Origin of the sequence: Streptomyces sp. L7 (assembly GCF_050990935.1) — a bacterium.
Taxonomy (GTDB): domain Bacteria; phylum Actinomycetota; class Actinomycetes; order Actinomycetales; family Microbacteriaceae; genus Leifsonia.
In genome coordinates this window covers 1783262-1800875 of record NZ_CP194644.1, presented here as the reverse complement: position 1 = coordinate 1800875, position 17614 = coordinate 1783262, and the positions used below count along the sequence as shown (strand labels likewise).

Annotated in this window: 16 protein-coding genes and 2 pseudogenes; 10 read left to right on the top strand and 8 right to left on the bottom strand. The window is 70.8% G+C overall.

Annotated elements, in window-relative coordinates; all coding sequences use genetic code 11:
- The first annotated feature begins 2 nt into the window (after positions 1 to 2).
- From ACR5MH_RS09155 to ACR5MH_RS09145, 3 genes and pseudogenes are all read left to right on the top strand, one after another.
- Positions 3 to 926: an NAD-dependent epimerase/dehydratase family protein gene (locus tag ACR5MH_RS09155; protein WP_431346948.1), complete on the top strand. Its 924-nt coding sequence runs from the start codon at positions 3 to 5 to the stop codon at positions 924 to 926.
- A 224-nt stretch (positions 927 to 1150) separates the two neighbouring features.
- Positions 1151 to 1309 (top strand): annotated as a pseudogene (locus ACR5MH_RS09150) (DapH/DapD/GlmU-related protein); the annotation flags it as partial.
- A gap of 68 nt (positions 1310 to 1377) precedes the next feature.
- Complete coding sequence (locus ACR5MH_RS09145) at positions 1378 to 2601, top strand: glycosyltransferase family 4 protein (RefSeq protein ID WP_431346947.1); 1224 nt, start codon at positions 1378 to 1380, stop codon at positions 2599 to 2601.
- 79 nt (positions 2602 to 2680) lie between these two features.
- On the opposite strand, the gene ACR5MH_RS09140 is transcribed toward ACR5MH_RS09145, so the two are convergent.
- Positions 2681 to 3640, bottom strand: a complete 960-nt coding sequence (locus ACR5MH_RS09140; protein ID WP_431346946.1) for a Gfo/Idh/MocA family protein — start codon at positions 3638 to 3640, stop codon at positions 2681 to 2683.
- Positions 3637 to 4734 (bottom strand): DegT/DnrJ/EryC1/StrS family aminotransferase, encoded by a 1098-nt coding sequence (locus ACR5MH_RS09135; protein ID WP_431346945.1) that lies wholly within the window; start codon positions 4732 to 4734, stop codon positions 3637 to 3639. Before ACR5MH_RS09135 ends, ACR5MH_RS09140 begins: the two co-directional genes overlap by 4 nt.
- Before the next feature lie 135 nt (positions 4735 to 4869).
- Between ACR5MH_RS09135 and ACR5MH_RS09130 the strand changes: the two genes are divergently transcribed.
- From ACR5MH_RS09130 to ACR5MH_RS09105, 6 genes and pseudogenes are all read left to right on the top strand, one after another.
- The gene (locus tag ACR5MH_RS09130; protein ID WP_431346944.1) at positions 4870 to 5562 is read left to right on the top strand and encodes an acyl-ACP--UDP-N- acetylglucosamine O-acyltransferase; all 693 of its coding nucleotides are present in this window, start codon (positions 4870 to 4872) and stop codon (positions 5560 to 5562) included.
- Entirely contained in the window at positions 5559 to 6575 is a 1017-nt protein-coding gene (locus tag ACR5MH_RS09125) for a lysylphosphatidylglycerol synthase domain-containing protein (RefSeq protein WP_431346943.1), read from the top strand. The genes ACR5MH_RS09130 and ACR5MH_RS09125 overlap by 4 nt, the downstream gene beginning before the upstream one ends.
- Positions 6572 to 6877 (top strand): annotated as a pseudogene (locus tag ACR5MH_RS09120) (glycosyltransferase); the annotation flags it as partial. The gene ACR5MH_RS09125 and the pseudogene ACR5MH_RS09120, both read left to right, overlap by 4 nt.
- A 119-nt stretch (positions 6878 to 6996) precedes the next feature.
- The gene (locus tag ACR5MH_RS09115) at positions 6997 to 7542 is read left to right on the top strand and encodes a hypothetical protein (RefSeq protein ID WP_431349495.1); all 546 of its coding nucleotides are present in this window, start codon (positions 6997 to 6999) and stop codon (positions 7540 to 7542) included.
- A gap of 89 nt (positions 7543 to 7631) precedes the next feature.
- Entirely contained in the window at positions 7632 to 9266 is a 1635-nt protein-coding gene (locus tag ACR5MH_RS09110; protein WP_431346942.1) for a DUF2142 domain-containing protein, read from the top strand.
- Positions 9263 to 10444 carry a glycosyltransferase family 4 protein gene (locus ACR5MH_RS09105; protein ID WP_431346941.1) on the top strand — a complete coding sequence of 394 codons (1182 nt, stop codon included), beginning with the start codon at positions 9263 to 9265 and terminating at the stop codon, positions 10442 to 10444. Before ACR5MH_RS09110 ends, ACR5MH_RS09105 begins: the two co-directional genes overlap by 4 nt.
- Here the strand turns inward: ACR5MH_RS09105 and ACR5MH_RS09100 are convergent.
- Genes ACR5MH_RS09100 through ACR5MH_RS09090 form a run of 3 tightly spaced genes read right to left on the bottom strand, consistent with a single transcriptional unit; the run spans position 10426 to position 13635 of the window.
- Positions 10426 to 11532: a glycosyltransferase family 4 protein gene (locus tag ACR5MH_RS09100; RefSeq protein ID WP_431346940.1), complete on the bottom strand. Its 1107-nt coding sequence runs from the start codon at positions 11530 to 11532 to the stop codon at positions 10426 to 10428. The two genes, ACR5MH_RS09105 and ACR5MH_RS09100, sit on opposite strands and share 19 nt — an antisense overlap.
- A complete protein-coding gene (locus ACR5MH_RS09095) occupies positions 11529 to 12689 on the bottom strand; it encodes a hypothetical protein (RefSeq protein ID WP_431346939.1) in 1161 nt (386 codons plus the stop codon). Before ACR5MH_RS09095 ends, ACR5MH_RS09100 begins: the two co-directional genes overlap by 4 nt.
- Before the next feature lies 1 nt (position 12690).
- Positions 12691 to 13635: a glycosyltransferase family 2 protein gene (locus ACR5MH_RS09090; protein WP_431346938.1), complete on the bottom strand. Its 945-nt coding sequence runs from the start codon at positions 13633 to 13635 to the stop codon at positions 12691 to 12693.
- A gap of 118 nt (positions 13636 to 13753) precedes the next feature.
- Here ACR5MH_RS09090 and ACR5MH_RS09085 point away from each other — a divergent pair, with 118 nt between their 5' ends.
- Positions 13754 to 14944, top strand: coding sequence for a glycosyltransferase family 2 protein (locus ACR5MH_RS09085; protein WP_431346937.1), 1191 nt, complete (start codon positions 13754 to 13756; stop codon positions 14942 to 14944).
- A 1-nt stretch (position 14945) separates the two neighbouring features.
- Here the strand turns inward: ACR5MH_RS09085 and ACR5MH_RS09080 are convergent, their stop codons facing one another.
- Genes ACR5MH_RS09080 through ACR5MH_RS09070 form a run of 3 tightly spaced genes read right to left on the bottom strand, consistent with a single transcriptional unit; the run spans position 14946 to position 17600 of the window.
- On the bottom strand, positions 14946 to 15569 hold the full coding sequence (locus ACR5MH_RS09080; RefSeq protein ID WP_433862517.1) for an O-antigen ligase family protein: 624 nt from the start codon (positions 15567 to 15569) through the stop codon (positions 14946 to 14948).
- Entirely contained in the window at positions 15566 to 16240 is a 675-nt protein-coding gene (locus ACR5MH_RS09075) for a hypothetical protein (protein WP_433862516.1), read from the bottom strand. The genes ACR5MH_RS09080 and ACR5MH_RS09075 overlap by 4 nt, the downstream gene beginning before the upstream one ends.
- Positions 16241 to 16250: 10 nt before the next feature.
- Positions 16251 to 17600, bottom strand: a complete 1350-nt coding sequence (locus tag ACR5MH_RS09070; protein WP_431346935.1) for an O-antigen ligase family protein — start codon at positions 17598 to 17600, stop codon at positions 16251 to 16253.
- Positions 17601 to 17614 lie beyond the last annotated feature (14 nt).

Sequence of the window (17614 nt, the reverse complement as noted above, 5' to 3'; positions counted from 1 at the left end):
TCGTGACCGAAACCGTCTTCATCACCGGAGGTGCGGGCTTCATCGGCCTGCACGTCGTCGACCAGCTCCTCGAGCAGGGCTACAACGTCCGGATCTTCGACAACATGTTCCGCGGCGACCGCGACGCGGTGAACAAGCTCGTCGCCGGCGGCCGCGTGGAGCTGATCGATCAGGACGTCCGGTACGGCGGCGCCGTCCACGCGGCGATGAAGGGATGCGACTACGTCATCCACCTCGCGGCCGTGTCGATCAACAAGAGCAACGCCGACCCGTACGAGTCGATGGACATCAACACCATCGGCGCGCACAACGTCTTCGCCGCCGCGGCCGACCACGGCGTCAAGCGCGTCGTGTTCGCCTCGAGCGCGTCGGTCTACGGCGACCCCGAGAAGCTGCCGATGCACGAGGACGACAAGCTCAGCCCGCTGACGCCGTACTGCATCTCCAAGCGGACCGGCGAGGATCTCCTGGGCTACTACGAGCGCCGCGCCGGTCTCTCCTGGATCGCCCTGCGCTTCTTCAACGTCTACGGCGAGGGCCAGAAGACCACCGCCTACTACACGTCGGTCATCAACCACTTCGTGAACCGTCTGAAGAACGGCGAGGCGCCGGTCATCGACGGCGAGGGCAAGCAGTCGATGGACTTCATCCACGTCAAGGACATCGCGCGCGCCGTCGTGCTCGCCCTGACGTCGGAGCAGTCGAACATGGCGATCAACGTGGGCACGGGCATCGACACCACGGTCGCCGAGCTCGCCCGCATCCTCATCGACGCCGTCGGCGTGGATGTCGAGCCGCAGTTCAACCCGCGCCCGGTCCTGGTGTCGCGTCGCGCCGCCGACACGACGCGCGCCACCGAGGTCCTCGGCTTCGAGCCGACGATCGAGGTCCGCGAGGGCATGACCCGGCTCATCCAGAACTCCTGACAGTGACCTCATCGGGACTGCCGGAGAACCCCTACAACCCGCACGCGTGGATCGTCGGGGAGCCCGTCGTCGGTGACGGCACCTGGATCGGTGCCTTCACCGTGATCGACGGCTCCGGCGGTCTCACGATCGGGGCAGGCTGCGACATCGCGTCGGGCGTGCACATCTACACGCACTCCAGCGCGCTGAGGTGCGTCTCCGGCCGGGAGTATCCGACGGTCGACCGCGCGCCCGTGACGATCGGCGATCGCGTCTTCATCGGCGCGAACGCGGTGATCAACATGGGCGTGACCATCGGGGACGGCGCGATCGTCGGTGCGGGCGCGGTGGTCAACGCCGACGTCCCGCCGCTGACGGTTGTGGGAGGCGTGCCCGCCCGAGTGCTGGGCACCGTCGACCTGACCGTCCCGTCGGCGCCGAGGGTCGTCGGCGCGCGCAGGGAGGAGACCCGATGAGGATCGCCGTCGTCAACAACTTCTTCCCGCCGCGACCCGGCGGCAGCTCGCATCTCGCCGATCACCTCGCGAAGAAGTACGCGGCCGCCGGTCACGAGGTCCTCGTGCTCACGGCCGGCTACAAGGGCGCCCCCGCACGCGAGGAGCGGGACGGCCTCACCATCGTCCGGATCCCCGCGTGGACCCTTCCCAAGACGCGCCTGGCCGCGAACTTCGACATCGCGTTCACGATGTCGCCCCGGACGAAGCGCGAGGTCTTCGCGTTGCTCGACGGCTTCGAGCCCGATGTCATCCACCAGCACGGACAGTTCTTCGACTTGACGTGGATGACCGGCTGGTGGGCGCGCTCCCGGAAAGTCCCGACGCTGCTCAGCATCCACACCCGGCTCTACAGCCCGAATGCGCTGAACAACTTCATCTACCGGGTCGCGGACGCGGTCATGGTCAAGCCGCTCATGCGTGTCCATCGTCCTCGCCTCGTCGTGATGGACGTCCTGATGGACCGATACATCGACCAGCGGTACCGGCGCGCGTTCCGGGGCAAGGCGTACATCCCGGTGGGGATCGATCCGGCGGTGCTGCGCGGCGGCGACGCGCAGCGCGCACGGGTGGAGCACGACCTCGGCGACAACCACGTCCTGCTGTCCCTCGGCCATGTCATTCCCCAGCGGAGCCGCGTGGCCCTGGTCAAGGCGCTTCCCGCCGTCCTGGAGCGGTTCCCGAACCTGATCGTCGTCGTGATCGGCGGCGTCTACCACGACGAGTTCCTGAAACTGGCCAAGACCCTCGGCGTCGATCACGCCATCCGCGCCATCGGGGCCCGGCCGCAGAAGGAGATCCCGGATTATCTGGCGGCCGCCGACCTCGAGGTCCACGAGCTGGACGGCCAGGGCTTCGGCACCGCGAGTCTGGAGAGCCTCGCCGTCGGCATCCCCGTCGTCGCGGCCATCCGGCCGGACAACTTCATCGAGGTGGTCCTCGAGGACGAGAAGCACCTCTACCTCTCGGGTTTCGTCTCGGAGACCGACGAGCGCGCCGATCCGGACAGTCTCGCCGCGAAGTTGATCGAGGTCCTGGAGGACCCGGCCGCCGCGCGCGAGCGCGTGTCTGCGAACGCGAAGGCAGTGGTGGAGGAGCACTTCACGATCGACAAGGTGGCGGAGAACCACCTCGCCACGCTGAGCGAACTCGCCGCCGCCCGGGGGACCGTCTCCCGCTGACGCCGCCAGGCCTACGAGAAAGGGCGCCCCGTCACGGACGGGGCGCCCTTTCTCGTCGGCGGCGTGGTTCCGCGGCTGCTCAGCGGCGCGCGGTCGCCTTCAGCTGCTCGACGACACGGTGCGAGGGGACGATGGAGCGACGCTCCGCGTCCGCGTCCACCGTGCCGGCTATGAGGCCGGTGAAGTGGGCGAGCTGTGCGGCGAGCGGTTCGACCGAGGTCACGAGCTCGGGGATCTCGATCACCGTCTGCTGCCGGTAGCCCCGGCCGTCGTCGTCCGCGGCCTGGTCGGAGACGTGACGGTACACCGTGACGTCGCGGCGGAGCAGGTCCACCTCGATGAGCCGGTCCAGGTCGTGGATGCTGAGCGTGCGGATCTTGCGCTGGCCGATCCGGCTCGCGGAGACGTGCGCGATGCCGCCCGATTCGAACCCGAGCACGGCCTCGGCCACGTCCTCCGCGCCGGGCACGGAGGCCGGGTGGAACTGCTCCACCGCGCCGCTGACCCGGACGGGCTCGCCGAGGAGCCGGATCGAGAGGTCGACATCGTGGACCAGGAGGTCCCACGCCACGCCGGTCCGGATCCGCGGGACGTAGGGCGAGTGCCGCACGGCGGTGGCGAAGATCGGCTCGTTGACCAGCTTCTGAGCGGTGAGCACCGCGGGGTTGAAGCGCTCGAGCAGGCCGCACATCATGGGCACGCCGAGGGACTCCGACAGCCCGATGATCTCGAGTGTGCTGTCGAGGCCGTCGGCGACGGGCTTCTCGACCAGGAGCGGGACGCCGGCCTCGAGGACCTGGCGGGCGAGCTGGGGGTGCGCCTCCGTCGCGGCCGCGACGACGACGCCGTCGATGCCGGTGAGGTCGCCGATCTCGGGCCGCCACTGCGCGCCGAACCGCTCCGCGACCTCACGGCCGACGTGCTCGCGCGGATCGACCAGGGCGGCCAGTTCCGCGCCGCCCGAGGAGGAGATCACGCGGGCGTGCAGGGAGCCCATCGACCCGGCGCCGACGAGGAGGATGCGGGGGCCCGTCATCATGCCACCGCCTTCCGGATCGCGTCGACGATGGTGTCGAGGTCGGCCGGCGAGAGGGCCGGGTGGACGGGGATCGACAGCACCTCGCGCACGATGGTCTCGGCCACGGGGAACTCCCCGGCGATGACGTCGCCGCGATCGCGGTAGCAGTCGTAGTCGAAGACCAGCTTGGGGTAGTAGATGCCGGAGCCGACCCCCGCCTCGGTCAGCTTGGCGGAGAGCTCGTCCCGGGTGATCCCGCTCTCGGGCGTCACCCGGAGCGTGAACTGGTGCCAGACGTGGCGACGTCCGGGAAGCTGGGACGGCGTGAGGATGCCGGGGAGATCGGCCAGTCCCGCGCGCAGGCGCTCGGCGTTCGTCTGACGGGCGGCTACGACCCGGTCGTAACGGTCGAGCTGCGGGAGCCCGAGGGCCGCCTGCAAGTCGGTCATGCGGTAGTTGTGGCCGGCGACCTCGTACTGGTACCGGGCGCGCATGCCCTGGTTGCGGAGGACGCGGAGGCGGTCGGCGACGACATCGTCGTTCGTCGTGATGATGCCGCCCTCGCCGGTAGTGATGTTCTTCGTGGCGTAGAACGAGAACGTGCCGATGCCGGTCGCTCCCGCGAACGTGCCGTCCTGCTCGGAGCCGTGCGACTGGGCGGTGTCCTCGACGATCGCGAGGCCGCGCTCGGTGGCCAGCGTGGAGATCGCGGCCATGTCGGCGATCTGCCCGTAGAGGTGCACCGGCATGAGCACGCGGGTGCGGTCGCCGATCGCGGCGGCGAGCGTGTCGGCGGTGACGTTGTAGTCCGCTTCGGAGATGTCCGCGAAGCGCGCCGTGGCGCCGGCCTCGAGGATGGCGTTGAGCGTCGCCACGAACGTGAACGGGCTGGTGACGACCTCGTCGCCCGGCTCGAGGTCGAGGACCTGCAGCGCGGCGACCAGTGCCGTGGTCCCGTTGTTGACGGCCACGGCGTGCTTCACGCCGACCATGTCCGCGAAGCGGTCCTCGAACTCCTTGACCTTCGCGCCCTGCGCCACATTGCCGGATCGGATCACCTCGAGGACCGAGAGCTCTTCCTCTTTTCCGAATTCGACGACTGTGATCGGTATCATGGGCGTACGTGTCCTGACTCTACGTTCGAATGATGGTGTGTGCCGCACGGGCACCCAGTCGATCTTAGGACACCATGCCGTAGACTCGCGCGGCGTGCGTCAAGCCGGCCCACGACCCCCCGAAGATCGAGATTTATGAACTCCATTCACCCGACTGCTGTCATCGGCCGCGCTGTCCGTCTGGGCACCGGCAACGTCATCGGACCCTACGCCGTCATCGGCGGTGATGTCGAGATCGGCGACGGCAACTGGTTCGGGGCGGGAGTCAAGGTGGGCTGCCCGCCGGAGGTGCGCGGCTTCGCCCACGACGGCGCGTGGATCGACACGCCCACAGGAGCCGGGGTTACCATCGGCCACGGCGGCGTCTTCAGAGAAGAGGTGCAGGTGCATGGCGGCTGGCACGAGCGGACGACCCTCGGCGACGGGCTGTTCATCATGAACCGCGTCTACATCGCGCACGACGGTCGCATCGCCGACGGCGTGACGATCGCCTCGGGCGCCGCGCTCGGCGGTCACGCCACCGTCGGACGGAACGCCAACATCGGCCTCAACGCCAGCGTGCACCAGCGGCGCGTCATCGGGGCGTTCGCCATGGTCGGCATGGGCTCTGTGGTCACCAAGGACATCCCGCCGTTCGTCAAGGCTTTCGGGAACCCGTGCGCGGTGCGGGGCGTCAACGCCGTCGGGCTGGAGCGCGCGGGCCTCCCGGCGCCGGAGATCGAGCGTATGGTCGAACGGTTCGAGTCCACCGGCGGCACCGACGTGGTCGGGCTGCCGTCGCCGTTCGATCTCGATCTGGCTGCGTTCGGAGAGGCGGTGTCGCGATGAACGCGCTCAAGAAGGTGCTCCCCAAGATCTTCCTCGTGCTGCGGTACGTCCTCCTCGCGGCGGTCATCGCATTCGCGGTCTACTACCTCGTCAGCCAGTGGTCGGCGGTGTCGGCGACGATCGCGAAGATCCCCGCGGCGTCGCTGGTGCTCTCGCTGGTGCTCGTGATCGTGGGACTCCTCGCCGGCACGATGAGCTGGGTCGCCGTGCTGAACGGCCTCGGGCCCAAGGTCCCGGTCGTCCGCGGCTCCCAGGTGATGCTGGTCGGACAGCTCGGCAAGTACGTCCCCGGTTCCGTGTGGTCGTACGTGCTGCAGATGGAGCTGGGGCGCCAGTACGGCATCCTCCGGCCGCGCGTGCTCGTGGCCTCCCTGTACGCCGCGGGAATCGGCGTCGTCTCGTCGCTCGTGCTCGGCGCCTTCGCGCTGCCGTTCGTCTCCGAGAACCATCCCGCGCTGCTCTGGCTGTTCCTGCTGCTGCCGCTCGGGCTCGTCTGCCTGCACCCGCGCGTCATGACGTGGCTGGCGTCGCTGGTGCTCAAGATCTTCCGCCGTCCGCCCCTCGACCACGAGGTGGCCTTCCGCACGGTGCTCAAGGCCGTCGGCTGGTCGCTCCTGGCCTACTTCTGCTACGGCCTTCACCTCTGGCTGCTCGTCAACGCCCTCGTCAACCCGGACTTCCTGACGCTCGTCCTGCTCACCGGTGCGATGGCCCTCGGCTTCACGCTCAGTCTCTTCGCGTTCATCTTCCCGTCGGGCGTCGGCGTCCGCGAGGCCGTGCTGGTCGGCGCGATGGGCCTGCTCCTCACGATCCCGCAGGCCAGCGCGCTCAGCCTGGTCTCCCGCGCGATGTTCACCGCAGCGGACGTCCTCGCCGCGGGCGCGGCGGCGCTCGTGGCGGTCCTCCTCCGCCGCCGGATCGCGCAGGAGGCGGCCGTCAACCACTCGGACGACGACTACCACCACCTGCCAGAGGGCTCCACTCTCCTCGACGGAGTCGGCGAGACCCGATGAGCGCAGGCGCGCTCGGCGTCGGCGTCGCTCTCTGCACGTACGACGGGGAACGCTTCGCGGCCGAGCAGGTGCGCAGCATCCTCGGCCAGTCCAGGCCGCCGCAGGTCATCGTCCTGGGCGATGACGGCTCCCGGGACCGGACGGTCGAGATCGTCCGCGAGACGGTGGGGGAGTCCGTCCCGCTCACCGTGCTCCCCGAGGGCGAGCGGCTCGGCGTCACGCGGAACTTCGAGCGGACGGTCGCGGCGGTCGACGCGCCGCTGGTCGCCCTGTCCGACCAGGACGACGTGTGGCGGCCGGACCGCCTTCAGCGACTGGCGGCGCTGTTCGACGACGACCGGCTGCTCCTGGTCCACACCGACGCCAGACTGGTCGACTCGGAGGGGCTCCGCTCGGTCGGTCGCTGTTCGAGGACCTCGAGGTGTCGGCCCGCGAGCTGGAGCTCGAACGCTCGGGCCGGGCGTTCGACCTCTTCCTCCGGCGGAACCTGGCGACGGGCGCGACGGTGGTCTTCCGGCGCTCGCTGCTGGACGCAGCGTTGCCGTTCCCCGGCGAGTGGGTGCACGACGAATGGCTCGCCGTGCTCGCCGCCGCGCTCGGCGGCGTCGCCGTCGTGACGGACCAGACGGTCGACTACCGGCTGCACGGCGCCAATCAGATCGGCGTCTCGGCGCCGACCCTGCGATACAAGGTCGGACGGGTGCTGGAGCGGCGGGGTGAGCGCAACCGCATCCTGGCCCGCCGGTTCGCCGTGCTGGCCGAGCGCCTCGACACCCTGCCGGTCGCCGAGTCCGTGCGGCGCGCGGCGCACGCGAAGGCGCAGTTCGAGGCGCGGCGCGCGGCCATGCCGGAGTCACGGGTCCGTCGCGTGTTCCCGGTGCTCCGGCTGGCGGCCACGAAGGCATACGGCCGGTTCGCCAGTCGTGGTGTCGCCGACATCGGTCGCGACCTGGTCCAGCCGGCATAACGGACTGGATCGTGGGCGATTCACGCTCGGCCCCGGGCGGCTGCGGTGTGGATTCTGCGGCCGACGCTCCAGCACGGCATAATCCGTCTGTGCCCTCACCTTCGTCCACGATCTCCCGCGCCCCGTCCGAGTCGGGCCGGTCCGACGCCGCAGCGCCCACCGCAGCGGGCCTCAGCGCACGACCGCGGACCGCGCTGGTGTTCTGGACCGGTTTCCTCCTCTTCGCCGCGCTGTGCGTGAGCTGGGCGCTCGCATCGCCGATCTTCTCCGTCCCCGACGAGAATGCGCATGCGGTCAAGGCGATCGCGCAGGTGCGCGGGGAGCTGGTCGGCCATCCCGAACCCGGCGTCCGGCAGCTTGTCGTCGACGTGCCGCCGAGCTATGCGGTCAGCCAGCAGCTCCTGTGCTTCGCGTTCCATTCGGAGACGACGGCGAACTGTGGATTCGAGCTCGGTGACAAGGGCGGGACAGCCTGGTCGGCGACCTGGGTGAGCACCTACAACCCGATCTACTACTTCGTCGTCGGCTGGCCCAGCCTGGTCTTCGGCGGGTCGACCGGCATCTACGCCATGCGGGTGGTGAGCGCGCTCTTCGGTGCGCTGTTCTTCGCGTGGGCGCTCCAGGCCGCGGTCGCCTCGCGGCGGGCGCGCTGGATGCCTGTGGCGGTGTCGTTCGCCGCGCTCCCGATGGTCGTCTACCTCAACGGGGCCATCAACCCGAACGGGGTCGAGATCCTCGCCGGACTCGCGTTGACGGTCTCGCTCCTGCGGCTCCTGGAGTCGTTCGGCGCACCGCAGGACGAACCTCCCCTGCTGCGCCGCGGGATGCTGTGGACGATCGTCACGGCGTCCGCGATCATGCTTGCGAACGCCCGCGCCCTCGGGCCGCTCTGGGTCCTCCTCCTCGTCGCCCTCTGTCTCGTGGCGACCGGGATCCGGCCGTTCGCCGCCGCCTTCCGCCAACGGTCGTCGTACCCCTGGCTCGCGGTCATCCTCGTCGGCGGTGTGTTCTCGATCGGCTGGACGCTCGTCGGCGGAAGCCTCTCGGGCCAGGCCGAGAAAGCGGACGCCCCGCTGGTCGACGCGAGCTTCCTGCAGGGAGCGGCGTACATGCTGCGCGGCACGCCGACCTTCGCCGTGCAGGCCCTCGGCTACTTCGGCTGGTTCGACGCACCGCTGCCGGGGTGGGCGCTCTGGTTCGCGGTCGCCGCCCTGGTCCTCCTCGTCGCGCTCGCCCTCCTGAGTGCGCGCCGTCGCGAGCTGGTCACCCTGGTCGTCGCCCTCGGCGCCGCGATGCTGGTACCCGTGCTCGTCCAGGCCTACAGCGTTCACCAGACCGGGATCATCTGGCAGGGGCGCTACGGTCTCTTCCTCGATCTCTCCGTCCTGGCGGTCGCCGGCTGGGCGCTGTCGCGGGGAGGTGGCGGGCGCATCGGCTTCCTCTCGGTCCGGGCCACATGGGCCATCGGAGCGCTGCTCTGGGTGTTCGGCTGCCTCGCCTTCGTGCTCACCCTGCGCCGCTATGTCGTCGGCAACGCCACCCCGATCACGCAGATGCTCCACCATCCGCACTGGCAGCCTCCGCTCGGCTGGATGGCGCTGGCGGCGCTCTTCATCGTGTTCTCGGCCGCGTTCTTCGTGTTCACCGGAATGCTCGCGCGGCGTGCAGCCCAGCCCGACGATCCGTCCGCCGAGCTGCACGCCGCGGCCCGGATCCCGGCATGACCGCTTCGGGCGGTCCGCGCGTCGCCGTCATCTACGACTGTCTCTTCCCGGTCAACACCGGTGGCGGGGAGCGGGTCTATCGCGCGCTCGCCGAGCGCTTCGTCGAGAGCGGCTGCCAGGTGGAGTATCTGACGCGGGCGCAGTGGCAGCCCGGCAGCGCTCCTCCCGCCGAGTTCGGGATCCGGGAGATCTGGCGCGGGGAGATCGCCGACGAGCGAGGCGACCGCCTCCCTCGGGCGGCGGTCGGGTTCGCCCTCGCGGTGTTCCGGTCGCTGCTGACGCGACGCCGCGACTACGATCTGGTGGTCGTCAGCGCTCTCCCGCCGCTCAACGTCATCGCCGCGCGGCTCGCCCTTCTCGGCTCCCGAGCCTGGCTGGTGGCGGACTGGTTGGAGGTCTGGCCGCTGCGCAAATGGCGCGAGTACTCCGGGGCGCTGGTCGGCTCCGTCGCGTGGCTCGTGCAGAGCGCGGCCCTCCGGATGAGCGACGAGGTGACCGTCAACAGCTCCTTCACGCTGCGGCGCGCCCAGGGGACGCGTGGAAGCCGACGGACCCGCGGCAGGCGCCGGCGGGGGCTCGTCCTGGGACTGGTCGATCTCGTGGGGGCGCCCGCCGTCGCCGCCGGTCCTGATCCCGATCCCGGGCTGATCCTCTTCGCCGGCCGCCACATCCCCGACAAGCGGCTGACCGCCCTTCCGGCGGCTCTGCGCGTGGTGCGCGGCGCGCACCCGGAGGCGCGGCTGGTCGTCGCCGGTTCCGGCCCGGAGACGGACGCGCTGCGTCGCGCGGCCCGGGACGCGGGGGTCGAGGTCCAGATCGTCGGCAGGGTGCCGGAGGCCGAGCTGGCCGGCCTCATGGCGAGCGCCGCCGTGCTGGTGAACCCGTCCCGGCGAGAGGGGTTCGGCCTCGTCGTCGCCGAGGCCGCGTCCTACGGCACGCCGAGCGTCGTCGTCGCCGGGGAGGACAACGCGAGCGCCGACCTCGTCGAGGACGGCGCAAACGGCTTCGTCGCCGCGTCGGCGTCCGCCGACGATCTCGGAGGCGCCCTCGTGCGGGCACTGGACGGAGGCAGTGCGCTGCGCGCCTCCACGAGAGAGTGGTTCGCGCGAGCGCGGCGCACCCGAGACTTGCGCGCCTCGGTCGGCGAGCTCCTCGAGCGTTACCGCGCCGCCCGCTGAGAGCCCGCCAGGACCGACTGGAAGACGTCGAAGGTGCGCTCCGCGGTGCGCTCCCACGAGAAGGTCCGCGCGTGCGCGGCGCCGAGCGCACCGAGCCTGTCGAGCCGGGTCCGGTCGTTGGCGACCGCGTCGATGGCGCGCGCCCACGCTCCGGCATCGTCCGGATCGACGTAGACCGCTGCCTCGCCACCCACCTCGTGCAGCACGGGGAGGTCGGAGCAGATGACGGCCCGGCCGCGCGACATGGCCTCCAGCACGGGCAGCCCGAAGCCCTCGAAACGCGTCGGGAACGCGATCGCCGCAGACCGCGCGAACGCCGCGTCGAGCTCGTCGGGACTGAGCCAGCCCAGCAGGTCGACGTCCGGCTGCAGGCCGAGGCGGGCGGCCAGGGCCGGCAGCGGATCGCCCTCCCCGCCGCCGGTGAAGGCGAGCCGCGGCCGGCGGCCGGGCGGGATCAGCGCGAGCGCGTGCAGGAGGATCTCGACGTTCTTGTGCGGCATCCGGTTGCCGATGCTGAGCACCATCGGGCGCCCGGGTGGCGGGAGCGTCTCCGGGGCCGCGGAGGGCTCGCCGGCGAGCGGGATCGGGACGATCCGGTCCGCGGGGATGCGCAGGGCGCCGGCGATCGCCTCCGCGGACGACCGGCTCACCGTGAGCACCCGGGCCGCGTTGCGCGCGGCGCGCCGGACCAGCCAGCGCAGCGGGGCGCCGTGACGTCCCGGCACCCACTCCGGGTGCACGAACGGCAGCACGTCGTGCACGGTGAGCACGACGGGAACGCTCGCACGCGCAGGCCCGACGTTCGCGGGGGAGTGGACGAGAGCGGCGCCCGTGCGGCGCACCCACGACGGGAGGGCTCGCAGCTCGCCCAGCGCCCAGGCGACACGGTCCTCGCCGCTCACTCCGGAGTCGATCACGTCGCCGGGGAACCAGTGGAGGCCCCTGTCGGCGGACTCCTTCGACGCCAGCCCGACGAACTCCACGCCCGGCGGTGGGGCGATCGCGCCGTACAGGCGTTCGACGTACGACTCCATCCCGCCCTTGCCTCCGGTGAGGAACAGGAGGTCGACGAGGACGCGCACGGTCACTGGACGGCACCGCGTTCGGCGGCGGCGCGGGCGGAGACGCGTCGTCGCCGCGCGAACTCGTACGTGCCGGCCTGCAGCAGCTCGCCCAGGAGCAGCACCGCGAAGATCCACACCAGATCGTCGGTGCCGACGACGGCGACCGCGGCCAGGAAGGTGACGATCGCGACGGCCGCGCGCAGCAGCGTCAGAAGCTTGGCCTCGCCCATCCGGCGCAGGCTGGCGAACGGGATGGTGGTCGCCAGCGACGCGGCGCGCCAGAGGCAGGCGACGAGCAGCGGGGCGGCTGTCGCGGCGGTCGTCCAGGTGCCGTGGAAGATGAAGCCGAACACCCCCAGCCACTCGCAGACCAGGATCACGACGATCGCGCCGGCGACGGCTGTCGCCGAGACGATGACGTCGAGCCTGGAGTGCTCCTTGAGCAGCCGGAGCCGCATGAAGTTGAGCGGGATGGCCAGCAGCCCGGAGACGGTCGAGATCGAGGTGAACAGCACGGCCTGGGCCGGACCGAGCAGGGCGAGGACCGTCGTGTTCAGCAGCGGGTACACGCCGCCCGTGATCGCCACGTCGGTGACCACCCAGCCCATGACGCGCGGTTCGGGGCGCGAGGCGGTGTGAGCGACGGGGAGGGCGCGCACGACGGTGGCGGCGAAGATGCCCGCGACGAGCGGGATGAGCGCCCAGTGCGCGCCGGCGAATCCGGCGAGCACACCGGTGAGCGCGCCGAGGCCGACCGCGACCGCCGCCCAGAACTCGCGCACGTCCAGCCGTTCGGCGACGGAGACCCCGCGGCCGACCTCCAGCGAGGAGACGAGGATGGGGAGCGCGATGCACAGGACGACCGCGTTGTCGAAGGCGACGGCGACCGCCAGGGCGGCCAGCAGGGAGAGGCCGGCGAGCCAGGCGGGGAAGGTCACCCGCCGCTCGGTGGAGGCCGAGCTCAACCGGGACTCGACGACCATCGCGAAGACGAGCTGACCGGCGAAGGTGGCGACGGTCGTCGCGACCGCGATGGCCCCCTGCTCGGCCAGCGGGAACACGCGCGACGCGATCGAGATCGTGGCGGCGGGGATGACGGCGAGCGACACTCCGCCCACGAGTGTGACGACCGACAGAGCGGCGCGGCGCAGGGCGAGCTCGGGAGGAGGGTCCGTGCTCACCTCAGGCCCTCCGGTCGCCGATGCGGAGGGCGAGCGACCGCACGAAACCGATCGTGGTGTCCACTGCGGGCACGGTCCGCGGACGCCGCTCGGCGTGCGCGCCGGCACGCCAGCCCTGCCAGCGACCGATCGTCGACGCGGCGTCGCGGGAGAGGACCAGGTCGCCCGCGCAGACGATCGCCTCGGTCAGCAGCGCCCGCAGCCCGTACCGCCCGCGCAGCACTCCGTAGGCGCGCAGCAGGTACCCTCTCCCGAAGCCGGCTCGGCGACGCTGTGCCGCCGAGCCGCGGCCGGAGGTGGCGCCGCCCAGGTGCACGCCCCTGGCTGCGGGGACGGCAACCGTCCCCCAGCCCGCGGCGCTCAGGCGCAGAGCGAGATCGAGCTCCTCGCCGTACATGAAGATGCCCTCGTCCAGGGGCCCGACCTCATCGAGTGCCGAGCGGCGGAACGCGGCGACCGCACCGTACGGTCCGAGCAGCCGGTGACCGCGCGCGCTGGTCGCCTCGTCGACGCTGGCTCCGGCGAAGCGGACGAACCCCGCCATCGTCGGGTCGACGCACAGGCCGTACGCGTCGACCGTGCCGTTCGGCCGGGTCAGGAGCGGGACGGCGCTCCCGGCCGCAGGATGCCGCGACAGCGCGCCGGCGAGTTCCTCCAGAAGGCGCGGGTCGGCCTCCACATCGTTGTTGAGCAGGACGACGACTCCGGAGTCGCCGGCCGCGATGCCCGCATTGCAGGCGGCAGCGAACCCCCGGTTCACATCGAACCCGATGACTGTCGCGCTCGGGAACTCGGTGGCGAGCCGATGCCGGGTGTCGTCGGGGCTGGCGTCGTCCACCACGATCACCCGGTGGGGCGCCGTCTGCGCGGCGAGCGCGTTCAGGCAGGCGCGCGTGACCGCCCAGTTGCCGTGCACGGGGACCACGACGTCGATGGCGGCCGTCACCGGGCCAGGATCCTGTTCACCCGTCCACTATCCCATCTCCGCGAGCCGACGTGATCGGGGCGCGCTTCCGGTTATTATCAAACCGCCTCGTACGCTGCTACCAGAAGGATGCGTTCAGTTGAAGACCCTTGACGGCGCCGATCAGACGGTTAGTGTGCTCGAACTCTCCATCGTCATGCCCTGCCTCAACGAGGCCGAGACCCTCGCGGTCTGCATCGACAAGGCCCAAGGCTACTTGGAGCGCAGCGGCGTCGCGGGCGAGATCATCGTCGCGGACAACGGGAGCACCGACGGCTCCCAGCAGATCGCGCGCGACCACGGAGCACGGGTGGTCGATGTCCCGGACAAAGGCTACGGCGCTGCGCTGATCGGCGGGATCGCGGCCGCCCAGGGCAGCTACGTCATCATGGGCGATGCGGACGACAGCTACGACTTCTCCGATCTGGACGCCTTCCTGGAGCGACTGCGCGCCGGCGACGAGCTCGTCATGGGCAACCGGTTCCTCGGGGGCATCGCACCCGGCGCGATGCCGCCGCTGCACAAGTACCTCGGGAACCCGGTGCTGTCCACGATCGGGCGGCTCTTCTTCCGTTCGCCCATCCGCGACTTCCACTGCGGCCTCCGCGGCTTCAACCGCGAGTCGATCGCCGGTCTGCGCCTGCAGACCACGGGGATGGAGTTCGCGAGCGAGATGGTCGTCAAGGCATCCCTGGAGGGTCGCCGGGTCAGCGAGGTCCCCACGACTCTTGCGAAGGACGGGCGTTCGCGTCCGCCGCACCTGCGAAGCTGGCGGGACGGCTGGCGGCACCTGCGCTTCCTCCTGATCTTCAGCCCGCGCTGGCTCTTCCTGGTCCCCGGCACCGTGGCGTTCGTCGTGGGCATGCTCGGGACGCTGTTCCTGAGCCTCGGCCCACTGGTGATCGGCGACGTGGGCTTCGACCTGGCGAGTCAGGTGTATCTGGCCGCGCTCGCCAGCGTGGGCTATCAGGGAGTGCTCTTCGCGATCCTCACGAAGATCTACGCCCAGCACGAGGGTTTCCGGATTCCACGGAGCCGTAACTTCGACCGTCTGGAACGCCGCATCAGCCTGGAGTCGGGCGCACTCGCCGGACTCGGGCTGTTCGCGATCGGCCTGGTGACCGCGATCGTCCAGTTCGTGGTGTGGGGGTCGACCGGGTTCGGGGCGCTGGACGCCGGCGTGACGCTCCGGATCGCGATCGTCGCCGCGCTGCTCATGATCCTGGGCGCGCAGACCATCATGGCCGGCATGTTCCTCGGCGTGCTCTCGGTCGGGCTCAAGCGCCGCTGAACTAGCCTCCGGCGCCGTCGCGGTGCGGCAGCCGCAGCCGCCAGCTCATACCTTGCGACGCCTTCACGGTGCAGATCACCATCAGCATCCAGCCCGACTCGATCAGGATCGCGCTCTCGAAGACGCTCGTGACCAGCAGGGCGACGAGCACGAGCGGCGCCCACGCGTAGACGACGCTGCGGCGGTTCGAAGCGAGCAGCCACGAGCGGCCGAATGCCAGGGCGATGAGCGCGACGAAGATCAGGAGGCCGATGAAGCCCACCTGGAGGTAGACGTCCAGGTAGGCGTTCAGGCCGTCCGGGTGGTACATGCCGGTCGCGTCCTGGATGGCGTTGAACGGGTACAGGTCGGTCGGCCAGGCGCCGACCCAGCCCCAGCCGGTGATCTGGTCGATCGGGATGAGCTCCCAGATCTGGATCCACAGCTTGTAGCGCACCTGGAAGTCCGCGCGGGCGTTGAGCAGGTCGATGACGCGGGTGCGGTAGATGTACGCGGTGACCAGGACTGCGATGGTGACCACCGCCAGCGCCCACTGCACCAGCGTCCGGCGGTGGGCCGGCACCTTGCGCAGCAGGTACAGCGCCAGGGTGGCGAACCCGACGACCACCGACACGGCGGCGATCACGGGGAGTGCGCGAGCAGGATGCAGAGCGCGGCGAGCGTGATCGAGTACGCCGCCAGCGTCGGCCGCACGGAGCGCGTGCGCAGTTCGACGAGGAACGTGACGAAGGCGATCAGCGCGACGATGCTGAGCTGGTTGCGGGTGCCGAACAAGCCTTGGATCGGGCCTCCCGCCGCGAGGTTGCCCGCGATCCCGAGGAAGCGGATGGGCATGTCCAGCAGCAGGCCGCTCAGGACCTCCATCGCGAGCGACACGGTCAGCAGCACGCGGAGGGCGTCGCCCACCACCCGGACGATCTGGATCGCGTCCCGCACGAGCGCGATGTACACGGCCAGGAACGCGAACAGGAGCTGATAGAAGACTCCGGCGACCGTCGCCAACTGGTAGTCGCTCCAGATGATGGACAGTGCGCACCAGCCGACGAACAGCAGCGCCGAGATCGGCAGCAGGCCGTGCCACTCGATGAGCTTGCGCTGGGCGATGAACGACAGCGCCGCCAGCGCGGCGATGGTGCCGAGTACGCCGATGAGGCCGGGCCAGCCCATCAGCGCGCGGATCGCGTGCGTCGAGAATCCGGTCACCACCGCCAGCAGCGCGAGGGTCGAGTTGAATCTCGCCGATCCGAGGAACTCGGTCACCGCGGGCGGCACCAGGGTTCGACGCGGTTCGGCCATGAACAGAATCCTACGTGGCGGACTGCTTGGTCTTCAGCGCGAGCAACGCCAGCAGCGCCCAGCCCCCTTCGATGAGGATGCGGCTCTCGGCGAGGCTCTGGGCGAGCAGCGCGGCCAGCAGCAGCAGCGGCAGGAGGGCGAGCGCGGTGTACGGCAGGTCGTCGGCGACGGCCACCCGCGGCCTGTCCACGGCCAGGAACCACGACCGCCACAGCGTGCTCAGCACCAGGAGGGCGAAGACCACCAGGCCGACGATCCCGAGCTGCAGCCACACGTCGAGCCAGGCGTTGTGCGCCTGCAGGTAGACCACGCCGCTGCGCACGGCGAGGTTCTTGAACGGCGACACCCACGGCGCCCAGTAGCTCACCCAGCCCCAGCCGAACGCCGGGCGCTCCTGGGCGAGGTGGACGACCGAGTTCCAGATCGTCAGTCGGCCGGTGAGATCCTCGCTCTTGCCGAGCAGCACCGGGATGCGGGAGGCGAACAGCACGACGGAGACGACGACCACGACCGTGAGCGCCGCAGCGGTGAGGTACACCGGGCGTCTCCGCTCCGGGCCGGCCCGGCGCGTCCAGAGCGCGAAGCCGAGCACCACCGCCGTGAACACGGCGGCGACGAACACGGTCGAGGAGCGGGTCAGCGCGAAGGTCACGACGGCGACGACGACCCAGGTGATCGCCGTGCCGCGGCGGATGCTGCGATCGGCGAGCTGGATGCCGAACACGACGAGCCCGAGCAGCGCGACCATCGCCAGGAGGTTGCTGTTGCCGACGATCCCCTGGATCTGGCCGCCGTGGAAGAGCAGGTCGCGGCTCCAGTAGAAGGCCGACGGGATGTGCGTGGCCGGCGCCGGCTGGGCGGGCGTGAGCGGGAGGACGGGCTTTCGCACGAAGACGGACACGATCAGCTCGAACAGCAGCGACAGCCCGAGGATCCAGCGGAACGCGTTCGCCAGGGCGGTCAGCAGCGACTGCCAGCTCAGGCAGAACGCGAGGAACAGCGCCGCGCCGGTCGTGGCGAACTGGGCGACCAGCCCGAGCGCGGTCGCGCCGGGGTACGCCGACCAGGCCAGCGAGACGACCGCGTAGGCGAGGAAGAGCACGAGCGTCTTCGGCAGCGTGCGCCAGCGCAGGACGGGCCGCCGCCGCACCAGGAGGACGACGCTCCCGACCGCCAGCGCGGCGGCGAGCGCGAAGTAGCCGGGCCAGCTGATCAGGTTGCGCCAGAAGTCTCCGGCGAACAGCGTGAACAGCACCAGCACCGCGAATACCGAGACCCCGGTGCCTGAGGCGCCGCGGACGGCGGCCGCGCGGTCGCGCACCGGAGTCGATCCGGGCGCAGAAGGGGAGGGCCTGCTCACCCCCGAAGGATAGC